The following is a 17,426-nucleotide window of genomic DNA, read 5'->3' as shown; positions in this document are numbered from 1 at the left end:
CTCCAATGCAAACCTTTTTTGTGGGATAAAGCCCCCAGTGAATTACCAGGAGCTTTACATAGCCTTTTTTAATCTTCGAAAATAGTTTCACCTTCTACCGTTACGGTTGAAAGATTGACACTAGTACCACCTTTTAAGGTTAAGTTACCTTTAACTGTTGCATATTCAAGCTTGCTAACACCTGTCACATCAACGACCACGTTTCCGAAGTATACTTTTGGATTCGAAGCCGTACCGCTGAACGTGGCAGCTGGAATTGTTTGTGGTACTACGTTTATGATCCGTCCCTCTACTTTAGGATTGACGATTTTGTTTGGCTGTGCATTGATGTAGTCATTGAACATTTCCCAATCGACAAATCCTGGCTCACTGACACGGCCTTCTTTGTAAGCTTTTTCGAACATGGTGAAGCCGTCGCCGCCTTTAGCTGTAAAGACGTTTGTTGCCACAAAGTAGTTCTTATTAATGTCTAAAGCCGTATAGCTTCCATCCTTACCCTTTACTTGAATGGATTGAATCTTTTGGCCAGCTGGTTTTGTGCTGTCATAAGTGACTTTCAGACCAGACACTTGTAGGAAGCCGCCAAAGGCATTTGGAGCATCCTTCACGCTGTACTCAAGAGCTGCTTTTAATTCACTGCCTTTTAAATTCATGATGCCCAAAGTGTTTCCGAATGGAAGGACTTTAAATACATCTGCTACTGTAATGTTACCTACAGGAAGAGTAACCCGAATTCCTCCGCCATTTTGAACGGCAATCAAGGTGTCAGGATTGATTGTTTGCGCTTTTGCAAGCATACCGTCCGTAATGAAGTTACCAAGGTTGGTTTCCCCTACACGGGCAGGAGGATTTCCGCCCATTAAATCAACGGCAGTTGTACCAACAACAGTTCTTTCCTTTTCCTGAACTGCCGGCTTGTATTTTGTATTAAGAATTTCTAATGTAGCTGGATCTTCTTGATACGTGCTTATGTCAAGTAGTTTTCCAGTTGTTTCAGGAACGATTACTTTACCGTTTGCATCAAATGTTACATCCAATGTTCCAAGGAACTTGTTATATTCATTTGCTTGCACGATAACCGTTGGCTCAGCTTTATCCGTGATAAATACAGGTGCATCAAGCTTTGTATGTGTATGACCGCCAACGATGACGTCGATTCCTTCCACTTGTTTTGCTAATTCTAGGTCATTATCCCACTCAAGTGAATCGTCATAACCAATATGTGTTAACGCAATGATTTTGTTAACGCCTTGTGCTTCTAAGGCAGCAACAGATCTTTTTGCCTCAGTGATATAATTTTTGAAGACAACACCGTCTCCAGGACTAGAAATTACCGAAGTTTCTTCTGTTGTCAAACCAAAGATACCGATTTTTTCACCATTTACAACCTTGATGATGCCGTTGTAAATTTCGCCGCTCTTAGGGTTATCTGTTGTTAAGCCGTTATGGAAACGGGATTTTAAATTTGCATCGTTCGTAAAGTCAACGTTTGCGCTGACAAATGGGAAAGATGCTCCTTTGACAAAGTTAGATAACACTTCAGTACCAACATCAAACTCGTGGTTACCAAAAGTCATTGCATCATAGCCAGCTAAATTCATAAATTCTAAATCTGCTAAGCCTTTAAACTCATTGAAATACAATGTTCCTGAGAACACATCACCTGCATCAAGTAATAATGCGCTAGGTTTTTCTGCACGAACAGACTTAATCGCAGTCATTTTTTTCGCCACGTTAATATTATTTGTCGCATTATCAACGTTTGAGTGAGTGTCGTTAGAATGCATGACATTCAAAGTAAATTTCTCGTTAGCTTGTCCAGCTAAAACATCGATATTGAATTCTGTTGTACCGTTTACGGTAAATTCTTTATTTAATGCATACCAATGGTTTTCTGTGCTGAGCCAAATACCATCGAGAATATATTTTCCGTTCGGGATTGTGGTGCTGTAGATCCCATTTACATCTGTGGTCATGTCATACCATTTTTCTTCGCCAGAAGCAGTGTGCACGCTGAATGTTACGTTAGGTAATACGTCTTTACCTTTCTTAACTACACCTGTTACGTTCGGTGTAACGACACCTGTTCCATCTTTTAAGACGTCAATGTTTAATTGGAATAAACCATTAACCGTGAAGTCTTTTTTGAGTTCGTACCATTTTCCTGCGGCACTGTCCCAAATTCCGTCAATCGTGTAAATACCATTTGGAAGCTTAAATTCAAAGTTTCCATTTGCATCTGTTTGCGTGTCATACCAAATGGCTTCGCCAGATTTTGTATGCAGACTGAAAACAGTGTTGCTTAATGCTGTTGTTCCTTTTGTAAGTGTTCCCGTTACATTGAAAACACCAGCAAGATCAATTGTTAATTCAGTTGCCCCAACAAGTTTTCCGTCCTTCATGGTGAACGCTTGATTGAGCTCAAACCATTTTTTAGCAACTCCATCCCAAATTCCATCTACTTGGTAGCTGCCGTCTGCTAGCTTAAAGTTGAATTTACCGTTTTTATCAGTTGTTGCATCATACCATTTTCCATCAGTGCTATGGAAACTGAATGTAAGATTGTTCAATGCTTTTGAACCATTCTTTACATATCCAGTTAAATTCCAAGTGCCTTCAGCTGGATTTAGCCCATCGATTGCTAATTCATGTAATCCATCTACTAAACCATTTTTAATCGTAATGGTTTTGTTAAGCGGATACCATGTTGGTGCCACCCATAGACCTTCAATCGCATATGTTCCATCTGCTAGATTGAAAGTGAAAACACCGTCTTTATCGGATGTAAAATCATACCAGACATTGCTGGTCGTATTTTTAAGGCTGAATGCAAGATTTGCTAATGGCTCGCCACCTAAGACAACCTTACCTTGGCCTGGAACGGCACCTGGATCTGGCTGTGGTTCTTGAGCTGTTACTACTTCGCCTTTAAATTCGATTTCGCCCATGCGGCTAGTACCGGCAGAAGCTATTGGGCTGCCATTTGCCGCTGTTTCAGAAGTTTTTATCCATCTTACATGGACTAAATCTTTATCATTTGCCTCTTTAGGCAATACAATATTTGTTAAGACTCCACTAGTCCAGTTATTGGCCACTGTTACAACAGCACCTGGTACAGGTACCCAAGTAGAGCCGTCTAAACTATATTCAACCTTGAAATCTCTCGGTCCTGTATTAGAACTTGTTTGTTTTGAGGATAGAGTAATATTTTCATAGCCTTTTGTAGAAACTGCTACCTTCCAAAAAGAAGGATTTGCTGTCCAAGGTGTAGCGTTTGGAACCAAGGTTCCAGTAGTAGGACCTGCGCTAAACCCGGTAATCGCTGCACCTGTAACAGACAATGATTTGTCCATATTCGCTGCTATTCCTGATGCAGGTTTTAAAATATCGGTGCCAAATACCCACTTCGCCAATGAAACTGGTGTTGTGGCCGCATTTACATTAAGAGGTACAACTAACGCTAAGAGCATAACTGCTGTTAAGACTAAGCCGACCCACTTTTTGGATTTGTTGAATATCTTGTTCACAGATTAATTCCCTCCAAATCTACTAATGTTGAAAAAAAAAGACTTCCTGTTCAGGCGAGGAATCCCACTTCCCCCAAACCTTCCCTCTCTTTCCATTAGGTATATGTAACCATATCTAGTTTATAATGTTTCACAGCGTATTTCTACATATTTCTAGAATTATTCTAATAATTTTACAAACTCTTAATTTTAACGCTATTGATTTAACATTCACGTCCTTTTGAGAAGTTCAAAGAGTTAATTGATTTCGAATATCTTCCCATTATTCACCCATACTTCTGTTTTTCTTCCTTTTTCATCTACACCTCTAATGAAATAAAAAGGGCCAAGGTCCTTGTAATTATCATGCAGCTTCTGATTAATACTAAAGATTTTCACTACCTTCGTATCTTTCAGCACGAGCTCACTAGCTAATTGGGCATCACTTTTGGGAGCCTTGTTAGTTTCGCTCTCTTTTTTGGCAACGGATGCTGTCTTTTGCTTCGCAGCATTTTCCGTTTGGGTATTTGACTTTGTTGCTTCTTTCTCTTTTGAGCATGAAATAAGTGATGCAGCTAGAATCGAAGTAAGGGCAAGCAGTACAATTTTTTTAAACATATACCTATTCCTTTCATTAGTGGTGAAATTCATTTGGCTGAATGGAACTGATTCAAGAGGAAACGTGGAAAAAAAGCCGGCCCTTCATAAAAGAGGCCGACTCTTCCTACATATTATTACTTAGTAAGATTGATTAGCAGTTTGTCAGTTCCAACTAGCTTTCCATCTTCGACACTAAACTTAAGGTTTAAGGCATACCACTTTGCTTCGGATGCCACCCAAACCCCGTCAAGTTGGTAAGCGCCGTTTGGCAATACAAGGCCAAAACTTCCGTCGGCAGCTGTTTTCACATCATACCATTTCGTTTCCGTGCCTGAAGTAGTATGGAAACTGAAAACAACATCACCTAGGGCCTCGCTCCCTTTCGTTAATACACCTGTAACATTTTTCGCTGGTTTTACTGGAACCTTTAGGTCAAGTTGAAGTGAGCCGGAAACGGTAAATTCTTTCTGTAGATCATACCATGTGCCGTCCGCATCAACCCAAATACCTTCAAGTTTATACGTTCCATCTTTCAGGCTAAAGCTAAAGTTTCCGTTTGCATCTGTTTGCGCATCATACCAAACTTCTTCACCAGTAGTGGTATGAATACTAAAGATTGTATTAGCTAAAGGAACATCGCCTTGCGTTAGTTTACCAGTAACGTTTGATTCAATTGCCTTCACATCAACTAGTAACTTCTCAGCGCCTACTAGCTTGCCATCTTTTACTTCAAATTGTTGATTTAACACATGCCATAAGCCTTTTGCTCCATCCCAAATGCCATCTAATTGATACTTTCCATCTGGCACTAGAAGAGCAAATTGACCTTTAGCGTCTGTTCTTGTATCGTACCATTGCTTTCCATCAAGAGTATGGATACTGAACGGAATATTTGCATAACCCTCAGAGTTCTTTGTTAATTCCCCTGAAACATTCACTTTTCCAGGATCTGTTGGAACTTGGTAATCAGTTGCACTAATGACTAATTTGTTTGTTCCATTCACTAAGCCGTTCTTAATCTTGTAAGATCCGTTTAATGAATACCATGTCGGATCAACCCATACACCATCAAGTTTATAATCGCCATCTGGCAGATTATGAGTGAAACTTCCGTTTGCATCTGTTGTGAAATCGTACCATACTTGATTTTCACCAGCCGTATAAAGACTGAAAGTAACATTAGCTAACGGTTTGTCACCTAATAATAACTGACCTTTACCTGCATCAGGATTTGGAGCAGCCGTTTTCGTAACAGTTATTTCTTTTGAAGCAGTGTTTTGTGCTTCATCATTAACAGTAATCTTCACTTTATTGTCCCCATCTGTTAATCCAGCTAGGGATACTTTAAATTTACCATCTTGATCAAGCGTAAATGGCGTTGTACCTGTTTGGGTGTCACCATTGCTGTTAGTCAATTGGTACTTGGCCATTAATTTTGTATTGATGTCATACTGTTCTCCAAATACCTCATCAACGCCCGGAGCCCAATCGATATAAGAGTCATCGACTTTTCCAGATAGCTCAAAACTTGATCCGCCAGTAGTATAGCTGTCCTGAGTTACAATTTTTGGAGCCGTTGTTTTGATATAAACTGGTCCAGTCCATCCTGAGGCAACAATCGCTGTTCCCAGTGCGTTTAACGTCGTGATATCGACTGTGTATACGCCGTCTGGCGCTTTAACCTTTCCAACACCTTTTGTCCAAGAAGTATAGTTTCCATCAAATGCAACCGTTTTCGCTCCAGTTGTTGTTGAGGAAGCACTTACGAGCCATCCGAGATATCCATCCTGATATTCACCAGCTTCCTGATGGAATGCATCCCAAAGCTCAATATAAGTTGTAGATTGACGATCATAAAACTCATAACGAACTGTTGTGCTGTCTAACTTGCCATCTCCATTTGGAGAAATAGCCTTACTATCAATTGAGAAGCTCTTTAATCCTGTTGGCGGTGCAAAGTTTCCTGCGAATGGTAAATTTAAATTCGTTTTACCATTGGTTATTTTTACATAACCGAGGATTTCATTTCCAGTAGTTCCTGCACCTTTTGGAACGTTTAACGTTACTTTTAAGGTGTTCTCACCATTAGCCGCAAGTGTGAAATTGGCTTTATCCACTGTCACGTTTGCAGTAGCTAAAGCACCAGTCGCAGCCTTTGTGGTTTGTACAGTAACTGTATAATCACTGGCGTTGCCTGTGAGATTTTTTACTACAATATCTTTTGTAACGGTAGATGCATTGTTCGCATTGGTTGGAACATTTCCGAAAGTAACTGTACCTTTGATATTATCGTATGTTTTTCCGGAAAAACTTGTTTTGTCCATTGCATAAGCCAATGCTTCAGTTGTTGCTGCCGCTAGAGGCTGAACGCGTCCAGGACCTTGCGAGAAAACATCATATTTCTTAACATCAAGTTGTTTCGCAGTATTTGAGATTGCTACTTTAATATCAAATGGCGTCCAATCTGGATGCTGTGATTTTAATAATGCAGCAATACCGGCAACATGCGGTGTTGCCATACTTGTTCCAGTGAAACGGTCATATGACTCCAGGTAGCTAGCATCTGGGAAGTCTTTTCCGTAAGCAGGAACAGAAGACATGATATTCGTTCCCGGAGCAGAAACGTCTGGCTTCAGATCGAAGTTCGGATTAGCCGGGCCGCGTGAGCTTGAGCTATTGATATCATCGCCAGCTGTTTTGCTTTCAGAAAAACTACCAAATGTTACGGTTGCTTTTTTCGTTGCTAAAGCAGTTCTTAATGCATTTCCATCCGTAGTTGACATATCAAATGTCGGGATGAAGGCAAAGGAATCGCCTAGGAATACTCCAGCAGGCCCGTTACCGTTAGTGCCGCCGTTATTATGGATGATTGTCGCTACTGCTCCTGCTTTTTTAGCATTGGCAATTTTGTCAACAAAAGCAATCGTACCACGTGAAATCAGTGCTACTTTTCCTTGTACATCCAAACCAGTATAGTCTTTTGCCTCTCCAAGTCCTGGAACAGCTACTACATCATAAGTTCCAGTTAGAAGTTCGCCTGGCTTTGTACCAAATTTCCAGCCCATTAAGTTCATGTTATAAGCTGCAGGTGAAGAACCTTCTACAGTTATAGAAGCTTGTCCAGCCATGGTTGTTTCAGGAACAGTCGAGTTTGCAACCGAAATGGCAAATGCCGCTGTAGAAGGGCTTCCAATGGTTGCACGGTTTGGACCTGAGTTACCCGTTGCGATAACAGCAGTCACACCAGCAAGCGCCGCATTGTTAATCGCAATCGCATCAGAAGAAGTTTGACTATTGCTACTTCCTCCTAAAGAAAGGTTGATAATATCCATTTTTTCTACTGCCGCTTTATCAATCGCAGCAATAATTCCGGAGTTTGCGCCGCTTCCGTAAGCACCTAGTACACGATAAGCATAAAGCGCAACTTCTGGGGCTAAACCTTTAATACCAAATGAGTTGTTACCCTGTGCAGCAATTGTTCCTGCAACGTGGGTACCATGCTCTGTGTAAAAAGCACTGCCATTAGCATCAAATTCAGCTTTGCCTGCTGGGCGATCTAATGGAGTCGTTTCATATGGATCATCAGCTGCACGGTCGCGAGCGTATTGCTTAGTATCCGTTTGCGGAACAAAGTTGTATCCGCCCTTGTAAACATTTTGAAACTCTGGGTGCTTGTAGTCGATCCCAGTATCAAGAACGGCTACTTTCACACCTTGGCCTTTAAAGCCTAGACCCCAAACAGATGGTACATCTAAGAATGGGCTGCTTGTATTCATCATTGGCTTAACTGCGCTGCTGCCAGAAGCTTTTGTGCCCAATGCATGTCTTTCGACGTCTGGTTCAACCAATTTAACGCCATCAACTTTTAATAATTCTTTCACTTGGCTAGCCTTTAATGTAAGCGCCATCCCGTTGAAAGTGTAATTGTAAGTATAACCAACCTTTGCTTTAATCCCCTTTGCGCTTAGGTTCGTTTGAAACTTTTGCTGCTGGGAGACTACTTTTTGCTGAATGGTTTTTTCTTCAGCTTTTGAAGTAGTTTTTCCGGCAACTTTATTAATCCCCTTTGCCAAGGCAACTGGATATTCTGATAATTCAACAATAACAGATACCTCTTGATCACCTGTTAAGTTTTGTAAATCCGGGTGTAAAACCGCATCTTGACTTAAAGATGCTTTTTGCTGTGCAATCAGCTTTTTCATTTGTGTCTCTGTTGCTGTGCTTAATTGACTATCTTTTTTCGATAATTGCTTGTTTGTTGCCGCTGCCCCATAAGAAGGAAATAGCAATGTAAAAAACATCGCTAATGCTACTAAACTGCTAAATAATTTACGATAATTACTAACCTTCAATCTCCAAACCCCTCTTTCATAATCCAAAATTTTTCGTGGAAATTTCTTTGAAAATTCACCTCCTTTAATAAAATAATTGGAAGGTAAAGTGATAACAATACTTTCCGAAAACACCGAATTATCTGAATCTAAAAAACAAATTCCACTTGGAGCTGAGAAAATAATATTATGAAAGTCTAGTGGTCTTCTTATTTTAATGGAGAAAATCTGCAGAAATACCATGGAGTTTTTCGTTATTCTAATTATTCTACCATCACATAATTTTCAGATAATTATATATTACTATATAACATGATAGTAGTAAATACCTAAGAAAATTTATTTTAGGAAGGCGCCTTGCCCCACTCGGGGTTGTGGGACTAGTGCCTGTCCCTGTGTCCACACTAATCGCTGCCATGCTGCATACGATATTCGATAAGGATAGGAAAGGAGAGGAGTTATTTGCGTACTGCTATTCATTTAAATTTGCGAGTGGACCCGACTCAATATATTTCACAGATTCGTGAAGTTCCTCGTTATGACTATATTCATTTGGTTCGAGAGCCTAGGTATATGACAGATATCAGCCTCATAAATGAGAAGGTTTATTATCTTAATGAAATTTTTTCACCTAAAGATTATTGTATTAAACATAATGTTTCACTCTTACATGCTCATCACGGTCAATTGGGCGTATTATTACTGCCATTAAAGGCAAAAACACAGCTTCCGTTAGTAACCAGTTTTTGCGGCCGTGATGCCACCCTGGCTGATCAGCCCGCTGACTATTTAGACAATATGAAACTACTTTTCGACCATGTGTCCTCTTTCTCGCGTGAACAGGACAGGCCTCTCGAATTATTTAAAGACCTTCGGGAAAGAGGTTTTTTAGATTCCTTTCTAAAACAAGTGAAGGCGATTGATCGCAAAACCTATGCAGCATGGACAAAAAAACCGATTCCGCTCCCTAATAAAGGATCGAAATGAGAACCATGAACATTTTAGTGACAGGGGCAGCTGGTTTTATTGGTTTCCATCTAGCAAATCATTTGCTAGCGCAAAATCATCATGTTATCGGGGTAGATAATCTCAATGACTATTATGATGTTCGTTTAAAAAAGGACCGTCTTATGATATTAGAAAAAAACGCTCACTTTGACTTTTATCAAATTGATTTAGCTGATAAGGAAAAATTAACGCAGCTATTTGAAGAAAAATCGATTAAGATCGTGATAAACTTAGCGGCTCAAGCCGGGGTGCGTTATAGTATCGACCATCCACATACCTATGTTCACTCAAATTTAGTTGGGTTTGTCAATGTTTTGGAGGCGTGCCGGCACTACAAGGTAGAGCACCTGATTTATGCCTCATCGAGTTCTGTTTACGGGGCAAATACAAACATTCCCTTTTCCACCAAAGACAATGTTGATCACCCTGTAAGTCTGTATGCCGCCACGAAAAAAGCAAATGAATTAATGGCCCATACGTATAGCCATTTATTTCAAGTTCCGACCACAGGTCTTCGGTTCTTTACAGTCTACGGCCCTTGGGGGCGACCGGATATGGCTTATTATTCTTTTACCAAAAATATTATCGCTGACAAGCCCATTAAGGTATTTAATCATGGAGACATGGGACGAGACTTTACTTATATTGATGATATCGTCGCGGCCATCATTCAATTAATTGATCGTCCGCCGCTGGCCAATCGGAACTGGGATAGCGTTAACCCTGACCCAAGCTCCAGCAACGCCCCATACAAAATTTATAATATCGGCAACAATAACCCCGTAAGTATCATCAATTTCATTCATACGTTGGAAAAACTAATCGGGAAACAAGCTACAATTGAATTTCTACCCATGCAGCCCGGCGACGTCAAGCAAACCTACGCCGACATTTCCGACCTGCACGCAGACATCGGCTTCGCTCCCACAACCACAATTGATGCAGGTCTAAAACAATTTGTCGACTGGTATAAAAAGTATTATGGGACGTAGGGCACCTTGTCCCACTAAGTGGGACGAGGAGTCTCGTCCCTATTCATTTGAGGGTAAATTTTCGATGGTTTCGTTATTCGACAAGTTTTGCGTGGAAGAATGCACCGTTCGGATGATATAATACATACTATCCTAGAATTGAGGAGCACCTCTATGAAAAATAACGAGCATCAAATAATGGATCATTTGGATGAATTGCGAAAAAGATTGATGATTACCGCTGTTGCTTTTATCCTTTTTCTTATACTTGGACTTATCTATGCAAAAAATATCTATAACTTTTTTATGGGTGATCTCGGCTATAAGCTCATGGTGTTGGGACCCAGTGATATCATCTGGATTTTTTTCCACTTGGCCACCATCATTGCCGTGGCTGGAACCCTCCCTGTATTAGCGTGGCAAATTTGGTTATTTGTAAAGCCTGCCTTGAAACCGTTTGAAAGAAAGGCGGCATTATCTTATATACCGGCGATGTTTTTTCTTTTTCTTGCGGGGCTTGCGTTCGGATACTTTTTTATCTTTCCCAACATCATGACGTTTCTTTTGAAAATGGGCGACGGTCTCATGATCCCTTCGTTTACAGCAGAAAAATATGTTGGTTTCTTAATTAACATGACGCTGCCATTCGGCATCGCCTTTGAAATGCCGCTCGTTTTAATGTTTTTAACCACCCTGGGCATTCTAAATCCTTATAAAGTGGTTAAACTGCGAAAGTATGCCTATTTCATACTCGTCATTATCGCATCAATGATTTCACCTCCAGAAATCATGTCGCATCTATCAGTAGCCGTACCGCTGATTCTCTTATTTGAAATTAGTATCTTCTTAGCTAAAATTGTCTATAAAAAGAAGCAAAAGCGCCAGGAGCTGCTAGATTCAGCGGAAATGAGTTAAATAGAAGAGGCCGGATTCATCACCTGAATCCGGCCTTTTTTTTCTTTTACGAGACTTACGACATTTTCTCGATAAAATTGTTGTACCAAACAAACCTCTTGATATAATTAGAAATCACCATGAACTAATTGTGTTAATTACATTTATTGGATATTCTTGTTCTTTGTTTTCCGTCGGGAGCAACAACTAAACGGATGCTGCCTGACACTGTAGAAGCTATTCCTTCCCCAATCATTCTCGACATCGCAATAACTTCCAACTAAAATGTTTCACCCCCCTATTTTCGGGGTAAACAGCGATAAGCGGAAATGTTGCCGCTTAAAAAAAATCGATTCAAGGAGATGAAAAGCATGTTGCAAACGAAAGCTCTCGTTTTTGAAAAGAAACCACTTGCAAAGGTACACTCCATGTTGACCAGTCAGGGATTTAGATTGACCGGCATTGACGAATCAGTAAAGTACAGAGCCCCATTGCGAGATTCCTCCACTGAATCAATCTATTGGTTAGAAATTCCTGTTGATCAAAATGCCAGCGGACCGAATGATGCTAAACTTGGAGTACCTTCTCTATATGGTGAGATGAGAATTCCACGACCTGTCAAGGAGGCAGCAGAAAGTAAGCTTTATGAAATTGCCGATTATTTGCGAAATATTTTTGAAAAAAAAGTCGCCCATCCCCCTGCCCAAAAACCACACAACAGTTCGATGGCACAGGATGAAGATGAGATGAAACGTCTCGGCAAGGAAATGGAATCGATGCCAACAAACACCGAACTGGATGAAAGTGGATGGATTCCAGACCCCATCCAATATGAATCGAAGAATTAACATTCTAACGCTCTCCCATAAATATGAGTACCAGGAAAAGTAAAATAACCGGAGATTTTCCGGTTAGATGCAGATTGGAGCTCGTTTCGGGGTAAATAAGGGGAGGTTTTCCGGGTATGCAAGGAAAAACCCCCCCTTTATGAATTTTTCGAGTAAATAGGCGGAATCTCTCCGTCTATTTAAGCCTTTTTTAATAAAAATTACTAATTAAGCGGAATTCTTCCGTCTACTTTTCAGCGGGTGCTTAACCTAATCCACCCCTTCTTGGCTTAGCTGGTTTTATTGCCGAAATGGTAATTTGACGCAATCTCACTCCCCCGCTATTTCCATTACGCGGGGTATTAGTGTTCCCTCATCCTTAGAGTCTAATCATGACGCCAGCCTTATCATCTGAACGAATCCCATTTTTTCTCTCATGACTTTCTAAATCAATCGCATAATCAGAAACACTTGTATTTCGTATTTTTTCAAAAGTTTCTTCCAATGAATAATCGCGGTGAAACAGGCCATCAGTTAGGAGTAAAATCGCCTTCAGTTCGCTGCCACGCACTTGACCATGCTGAATAAACTGGCCAACTTCTTCTGTTCCATTCGCTACACTGTATCCAAACGGTTTATTTGCGAGTGTTCGATTAAAGAAACGCTGCTTAGTAATATCCTGAAAATATTCCTCATCAGGAATCCGAACTCCCTGCTTTCGCAGCTCCTCACGCCAAACCCTCGCTCGGTAACTGATATCCTTTACGGTATCCCTTGTCAGGACTTTTATCAGTCCGTTTTGAAACTCGGCAATGATCATACAATCTCCAAGCTGGGCAAAAGATATCATACCATCCTTTTCAAACTTGATGACGGCAGCACATGTTGACCAAAGCTGTTCATACTTTTTCTGATCAATCCCGTATTTCTCCATGTGAGCCTTTAACAACCGGTTAGCAGCCACGACCCCCTCAACTAAGGAAAGGTTTTCCGGGTAGCGTGTTGTGAAATAATCTTTAAAAATATTGGCTGCTAAATAGGCACCATTCATCCCTTGCTCATCTTGGAAGGGGGTTAACGGTGTCGCTCCATCAAAGACACCATAAACATTTATTTTTTCATTTAATACAATGGCATCTTCGCTAACACTTTTTGAAGGGGCTCTCCTTAAAAATGACTCAACTCTCATCGATATCAAGCTTCCTTTTTAAAAAATGTAGAAATGCAGCTGTTTTATTTATATGCGAATCGAAACATAGGGGACCGTGAGGGTGTCAGGCACCCTCGGTTACTATGACCTTCGCTTTGCGACAGGAAGAGAGCCTTTTCTTCCGTCACGATGACCTTCGCTAAGTCTATTTCGCTTTCGTGTTTTTATCGCAAGCGCAGCTAATTTATAAATCCAAATCCCCACGATAGCTCCAGCGCTATCAATGAGCACATCTTTAGCGGCCGGACCTCTGCCCGGGACAAATACCTGATGGAATTCATCAGAAATGGCGTACAGGACACAGATTGCCATGGCTAGAAAGAAGCCCTTTAATCCTGCTATTCTACTTTTTAAAAGTGCATTAAATACCCAGATCGCAAGCATTAAGTAAATAAAGAAATGCGCATTTTTTCTTACAATATGATCCCATCGATCAACGGTTACATCGGTTACAGGGGTAATCTGCTTAACCGTTTCCACCACTACTGCTGTGACTCCCCTGCTAAGCTGACCGGAATGGGAGGCCGGCTGTGCCGATAAGTTAAAGATTAAAATCATCCAAACCAATACAAATATCCATGGTAAACAGAACTTAATTTTTCTATAGTAAGACATCACTAGTATCCTTCCTGAAATGGCGCTGTACTTACTTTATTCTATCATACCGATACACATGACCAAATGGTTATTTGCCCCAAGCTATAACGCAAGAAACCCTGAATTCCGTGCAAAATTAATACAATAATCTTGCTAAATGGCCAAAATCATTCTAAAAAGTAATTTTTAAGAGCTTAAAAAGGAATGTTTCCCGCTTTTTTCGGTTCAAAAGTGAATTTAACGAATTCGATGAAACCTACTTTTCGCAGTATGGTAGAGCTACCTAGGAATAACCGGAAGCGCGCTGTCCCAAAAGGATTCGCAAGTGGAAAGCTTTGAACAATTAGCCGAGCAGTATAAACCAATGATTCACCGGATCATCCACTCATTAAAAATTTATCATGACCAGGAGGAGTTCTACCAAACTGGTTTAATAGCACTTTGGGAAGCTAGTATGGGCTTTGATGAGGGAAAGGGGAAATTCAGCAACTATGCCTATTCGTATATAAAAGGCAGACTGTTATCAGAATTAACCGCTGCTGCTAAGCAGAAAGAGAGAGCCTTTCATCCAAAGGAAGAGTATTGGGGTACCATCGAAGACCTGGATTCCACACAGCCCCTTAAGACCGAGCTGCTCCTCTCCTATTGCAGTGAACTTACGGAAAAAGAGACAAAGTGGGTACTCGCCTCATGCCTTCAAACCTTAACAATAAAAGAAATCGCTGAAAAAGAACACGTATCCGTCTCCGCAGTGAAGCAATGGCGAAGCAGCGCCAAAAGGAAAATCGGGGACAGGCTCCTTGTCCCACTTGGGGATATTGATTTATAAGGGATTGGGACGGGTGCCCCCTCGTCCCAAAATGAAAAGAGTTTCTAAATTTGGTGTAACGCGAACAATCTAGGCCAATCTTGTTTTGCTTTCCTTTTTCTTGCGTTCCTTTTCAATGGTCTTTTGGTTCCTAAAAGCTTCCACCATTTGTTTAATTTCCAGGTGATTTTGTTTCCGAGTCAACATCTTTATAAATAAATCTTCAACTTTATGACAAACGATTCGATATAACCCCATATTCCTCCACCTTTTATTAGCTTATTGTTTTTTTGGCAACAAAGAACCGTCTTGCTAGCCATCCTAAGGCTACAACTCCAACACCGCCAGCTGCTTTTGTTGTATTATCCTTCTTATTTTGAGTGTACTGTTTTGCCCCTAATTTATAATGATGGCTAAACAAGACTTCAGCATTAGCATACTTTTCTGGTAAGTAATAATCTTTTCCACTGACACCTAACGCATAGGCTTCATCCTGAATTTTTTTCACCCCTTTATTTGAATCAAAGCCTTCTTTATACCAATCTATAAACTTCTGATTCTCTAATTGAGGTTCCTTATATTTCAGCATCATTAATGCCGCATCATACCCTTTTTTTGAATATGTATTCTTCAGTTCCTCTTGGGATTTGTTATAACCCTCTTCGTATGCTTGTATATAGAGGTCTTTTACATCCTTTGGAACATTGATTATATCTTTCTTTCCTTCTTCATAACCAATCGTAAAATATTCTCTCTTCTTCATTTCATCAATTTCAGCAACCGCCTTATTAAAACCGTCCTCATAGGCCCCTTTTACTAGTGGATTAGCTGAATATACAATAGGAACTTCTTCAGTTGCCCCGTTCTTGCCTGCTGTGTATCCTGAATCAAAGGCAGCTCTTTTTTCTGTTTCTAACTTTTGCCTCCCCTCTTCTAGACCCTTTTGATATCCAGCCATATAACCGCTCGTATAGGCTTCCGTACCAATAGCCGACGAATTTTCATTACTTCCTTTATAACCTGCCGTAGTACCTGCAGCATATCCGTCTTTTTCACCTTTTACCTTTTCCTGTTGCGCTATTTGTTCTTGGCTAGGGCCAGCGGGCTTAGCTGCTGGAACGGTTTGAGTACTTCCACCTGATGAACTAGCTTTTGTGGAACTGCCACCTGTAGAACTGCCTCCAGAACTTGATCCTCCATTATGATAATGATAGCCCGTACAAAGCCCCTTCACTTTGGACTTCTCACTACAATTATGACCGCCATTTGAATCAGTTCTGCCTGAATGGGCATCCACAGAACTCCCTAGTACAAGCGTGAACATTATAAATAAAAATAAAACTTTTTCCCTCACCTAATAACCCCCAATCAATTCCTATTATCCTATATTTTTACACACTTTTAAACATAGATACAATACTTAACGTGAAAATATAATCATTTTAGGTTGGGAATCATAGATGACGAGAAGGGATTGGAACGAGGTGCCCCTCGTCCCTTTGACCGGTGACAGATACTTGATCTTGGGGTATAATATTTCGAGGCACTAAACTAAATTAAGGGCAAAGTCACTGAAAAGTGATGACGCAAAGCTATAGGGGCTTCTGTTCATTTGACAAAGCCAGCCAGCTACCATCAATACGAAAAAGGAGAATCATTGATGTCAAAAAAAATGTGGCTTACACCAGAAGAAGTAATTTATCAAAAAAAAAGGAAAAAAGGCATTCTATACGGATCAATCATGATTGCGACTATCATCCTTAGTACCTTCGTGACAATTATCGTTAATAAAATATCTTAAAAGAGGGACAGGCCCCTCGTCCCTAACCGGGAGGGGGCCGTGTCCCTTTACTTAGTCGTGAGTCCATTCAAATCAATAAATGGAGTTGCTCCACCTGTGACACTTGGCAAGCGGCCATCCCATTTTTCCAATGCCTTTTCTTGGACCTCAATTTGTTTTAATTGGATTAACTCCGCTGTTACTTCTTGCTTTTTCAATCTTAATGCCTCTGCTTCTGCACCTGCTTGAGCGATTTTTTGCTCTGCTTCAATTTTGATTCTTTCTAGGTCTCTTTGTGCTCGTAAAGCATTTTGTTCCGCAGTTTGTTTCGATTCAATCGCTTTATTGAATTCTTCGCTAAAAGCAAATTCTTTAATATTGATATCTTCTAGAATCATAAAATATTTTGTTAGTTTTTTTCCGAGCATATCTTTCACTTTCGCTGATACCTCTGGACGCTTGGAGATTAATTCCTCTGCTGTGTACTGTGCTGTTATTGCTTTTAGTGACTCTGCAATCGCCGGGTCAACGATTCGGGAACGATAATCCAATCCAATTTCTTGATAAAGCTTATTCACAGCATCCGGATTCACAGAATAATTTACTGCCACATTTGTTGTAACTATTTGGAGATCTTTTGAAGCAGCCGTCTGGGAACTTTCTTCTTTTTGTACCCGGACTTCAATCAGTTGAACGGTTTGGATAAACGGAATCTTAAAATGAAATCCTTCCGTTAAAATCGTCGGCTTTACGGCCCCTAATTGCAAAAGCACCCCTCTATTTCCAGAAGCCACAGTTGTAACCGACGCAAAGATAACTACTAATATAACAATGGCAATGAGTCCGCTTATAATCGATTTCATGTATTTCATGCTGCATCCCCCTCCTCTTAAA

At 40.5% G+C, this 17,426-nt stretch carries 15 protein-coding genes and 1 riboswitch; of the genes, 6 read left to right on the top strand and 9 right to left on the bottom strand.

From position 1 onward, the window contains the following. Positions 1-68 precede the first annotated feature (68 nt). The 3 genes from BANVL01_RS15125 to BANVL01_RS15115 all read right to left on the bottom strand — a co-directional run bounded on the left by BANVL01_RS15125 (position 69) and on the right by BANVL01_RS15115 (position 8,458). Positions 69-3,527, bottom strand: coding sequence for a 5'-nucleotidase C-terminal domain-containing protein (locus BANVL01_RS15125; RefSeq protein WP_066092375.1), 3,459 nt, complete (start codon positions 3,525-3,527; stop codon positions 69-71). Between the two features lie 237 nt (positions 3,528-3,764). Continuing rightward, a complete protein-coding gene (locus BANVL01_RS15120; protein WP_066092378.1) occupies positions 3,765-4,124 on the bottom strand; it encodes a hypothetical protein in 360 nt (119 codons plus the stop codon). Between the two features lie 116 nt (positions 4,125-4,240). Beyond that, positions 4,241-8,458, bottom strand: a complete 4,218-nt coding sequence (locus tag BANVL01_RS15115) for a S8 family serine peptidase (protein ID WP_169803184.1) — start codon at positions 8,456-8,458, stop codon at positions 4,241-4,243. A 441-nt stretch (positions 8,459-8,899) separates the two neighbouring features. Between BANVL01_RS15115 and BANVL01_RS15110 the strand changes: the two genes are divergently transcribed. The 3 genes from BANVL01_RS15110 to tatC all read left to right on the top strand — a co-directional run bounded on the left by BANVL01_RS15110 (position 8,900) and on the right by tatC (position 11,331). Then, positions 8,900-9,424: a hypothetical protein gene (locus BANVL01_RS15110; RefSeq protein WP_066092385.1), complete on the top strand. Its 525-nt coding sequence runs from the start codon at positions 8,900-8,902 to the stop codon at positions 9,422-9,424. Positions 9,425-9,429: 5 nt separating this feature from the next. Further along, positions 9,430-10,437 carry an NAD-dependent epimerase gene (locus tag BANVL01_RS15105; protein WP_066096975.1) on the top strand — a complete coding sequence of 336 codons (1,008 nt, stop codon included), beginning with the start codon at positions 9,430-9,432 and terminating at the stop codon, positions 10,435-10,437. Positions 10,438-10,590: 153 nt separating this feature from the next. Beyond that, complete coding sequence (gene tatC / locus BANVL01_RS15100; RefSeq protein WP_066092388.1) at positions 10,591-11,331, top strand: twin-arginine translocase subunit TatC; 741 nt, start codon at positions 10,591-10,593, stop codon at positions 11,329-11,331. 133 nt (positions 11,332-11,464) lie between these two features. Here tatC and BANVL01_RS28605 read toward each other — a convergent pair whose 3' ends face one another. Further along, complete coding sequence (locus BANVL01_RS28605; RefSeq protein WP_268874941.1) at positions 11,465-11,590, bottom strand: hypothetical protein; 126 nt, start codon at positions 11,588-11,590, stop codon at positions 11,465-11,467. Between the two features lie 91 nt (positions 11,591-11,681). On the opposite strand from BANVL01_RS28605, the gene BANVL01_RS15095 reads away from it, so the two are divergent. Further along, a complete protein-coding gene (locus tag BANVL01_RS15095; protein WP_066092393.1) occupies positions 11,682-12,158 on the top strand; it encodes a hypothetical protein in 477 nt (158 codons plus the stop codon). Between the two features lie 358 nt (positions 12,159-12,516). Here the strand turns inward: BANVL01_RS15095 and BANVL01_RS15090 are convergent, their stop codons facing one another. After that, on the bottom strand, positions 12,517-13,326 hold the full coding sequence (locus tag BANVL01_RS15090) for a protein phosphatase 2C domain-containing protein (RefSeq protein ID WP_066092396.1): 810 nt from the start codon (positions 13,324-13,326) through the stop codon (positions 12,517-12,519). Positions 13,327-13,428: 102 nt separating this feature from the next. After that, positions 13,429-13,962, bottom strand: a complete 534-nt coding sequence (locus BANVL01_RS15085) for a VanZ family protein (protein ID WP_066092398.1) — start codon at positions 13,960-13,962, stop codon at positions 13,429-13,431. Positions 13,963-14,269: 307 nt separating this feature from the next. Here BANVL01_RS15085 and BANVL01_RS15080 point away from each other — a divergent pair, with 307 nt between their 5' ends. Next, positions 14,270-14,773 (top strand): sigma-70 family RNA polymerase sigma factor, encoded by a 504-nt coding sequence (locus BANVL01_RS15080; RefSeq protein WP_066092400.1) that lies wholly within the window; start codon positions 14,270-14,272, stop codon positions 14,771-14,773. A 69-nt stretch (positions 14,774-14,842) separates the two neighbouring features. Here the strand turns inward: BANVL01_RS15080 and BANVL01_RS27310 are convergent, their stop codons facing one another. Further along, positions 14,843-15,010, bottom strand: a complete 168-nt coding sequence (locus BANVL01_RS27310; RefSeq protein WP_156482310.1) for a hypothetical protein — start codon at positions 15,008-15,010, stop codon at positions 14,843-14,845. Positions 15,011-15,026: 16 nt separating this feature from the next. Beyond that, the gene (locus BANVL01_RS15075; protein WP_156487460.1) at positions 15,027-16,076 is read right to left on the bottom strand and encodes a YHYH domain-containing protein; all 1,050 of its coding nucleotides are present in this window, start codon (positions 16,074-16,076) and stop codon (positions 15,027-15,029) included. 227 nt (positions 16,077-16,303) lie between these two features. Beyond that, a riboswitch (cyclic di-GMP riboswitch) is annotated at positions 16,304-16,389 on the top strand. A gap of 23 nt (positions 16,390-16,412) precedes the next feature. On the opposite strand from BANVL01_RS15075, the gene BANVL01_RS27305 reads away from it, so the two are divergent. Further along, positions 16,413-16,553 carry a hypothetical protein gene (locus BANVL01_RS27305; protein ID WP_156482309.1) on the top strand — a complete coding sequence of 47 codons (141 nt, stop codon included), beginning with the start codon at positions 16,413-16,415 and terminating at the stop codon, positions 16,551-16,553. Between the two features lie 47 nt (positions 16,554-16,600). Here the strand turns inward: BANVL01_RS27305 and BANVL01_RS15070 are convergent, their stop codons facing one another. Then, positions 16,601-17,404, bottom strand: coding sequence for a prohibitin family protein (locus BANVL01_RS15070; protein ID WP_066092407.1), 804 nt, complete (start codon positions 17,402-17,404; stop codon positions 16,601-16,603). Positions 17,405-17,426: the final 22 nt, after the last annotated feature.

Source organism: Neobacillus novalis NBRC 102450, assembly GCF_001591805.1.
Classification (GTDB): domain Bacteria; phylum Bacillota; class Bacilli; order Bacillales; family Cytobacillaceae; genus Neobacillus; species Neobacillus novalis.
The sequence above is the reverse complement of the archived record's forward strand: the minus strand, read 5'-3'. Positions and strand labels throughout refer to the sequence as shown.

Coding starts and splice junctions, on each gene's coding strand:
- BANVL01_RS15105 (WP_066096975.1), top strand. CDS start 9,430: ATGAACATTTTAGTGACAGGGGCAGCTGGTTTTATTGGTTTCCATCTA.
- BANVL01_RS15075 (WP_156487460.1), bottom strand. CDS start 16,076: ATGTTCACGCTTGTACTAGGGAGTTCTGTGGATGCCCATTCAGGCAGA.
- BANVL01_RS15085 (WP_066092398.1), bottom strand. CDS start 13,962: ATGTCTTACTATAGAAAAATTAAGTTCTGTTTACCATGGATATTTGTA.
- BANVL01_RS27305 (WP_156482309.1), top strand. CDS start 16,413: ATGTCAAAAAAAATGTGGCTTACACCAGAAGAAGTAATTTATCAAAAA.
- BANVL01_RS15070 (WP_066092407.1), bottom strand. CDS start 17,404: ATGAAATACATGAAATCGATTATAAGCGGACTCATTGCCATTGTTATA.
- BANVL01_RS15120 (WP_066092378.1), bottom strand. CDS start 4,124: ATGTTTAAAAAAATTGTACTGCTTGCCCTTACTTCGATTCTAGCTGCA.
- tatC (WP_066092388.1), top strand. CDS start 10,591: ATGAAAAATAACGAGCATCAAATAATGGATCATTTGGATGAATTGCGA.
- BANVL01_RS27310 (WP_156482310.1), bottom strand. CDS start 15,010: ATGGGGTTATATCGAATCGTTTGTCATAAAGTTGAAGATTTATTTATA.
- BANVL01_RS15090 (WP_066092396.1), bottom strand. CDS start 13,326: ATGAGAGTTGAGTCATTTTTAAGGAGAGCCCCTTCAAAAAGTGTTAGC.
- BANVL01_RS15095 (WP_066092393.1), top strand. CDS start 11,682: ATGTTGCAAACGAAAGCTCTCGTTTTTGAAAAGAAACCACTTGCAAAG.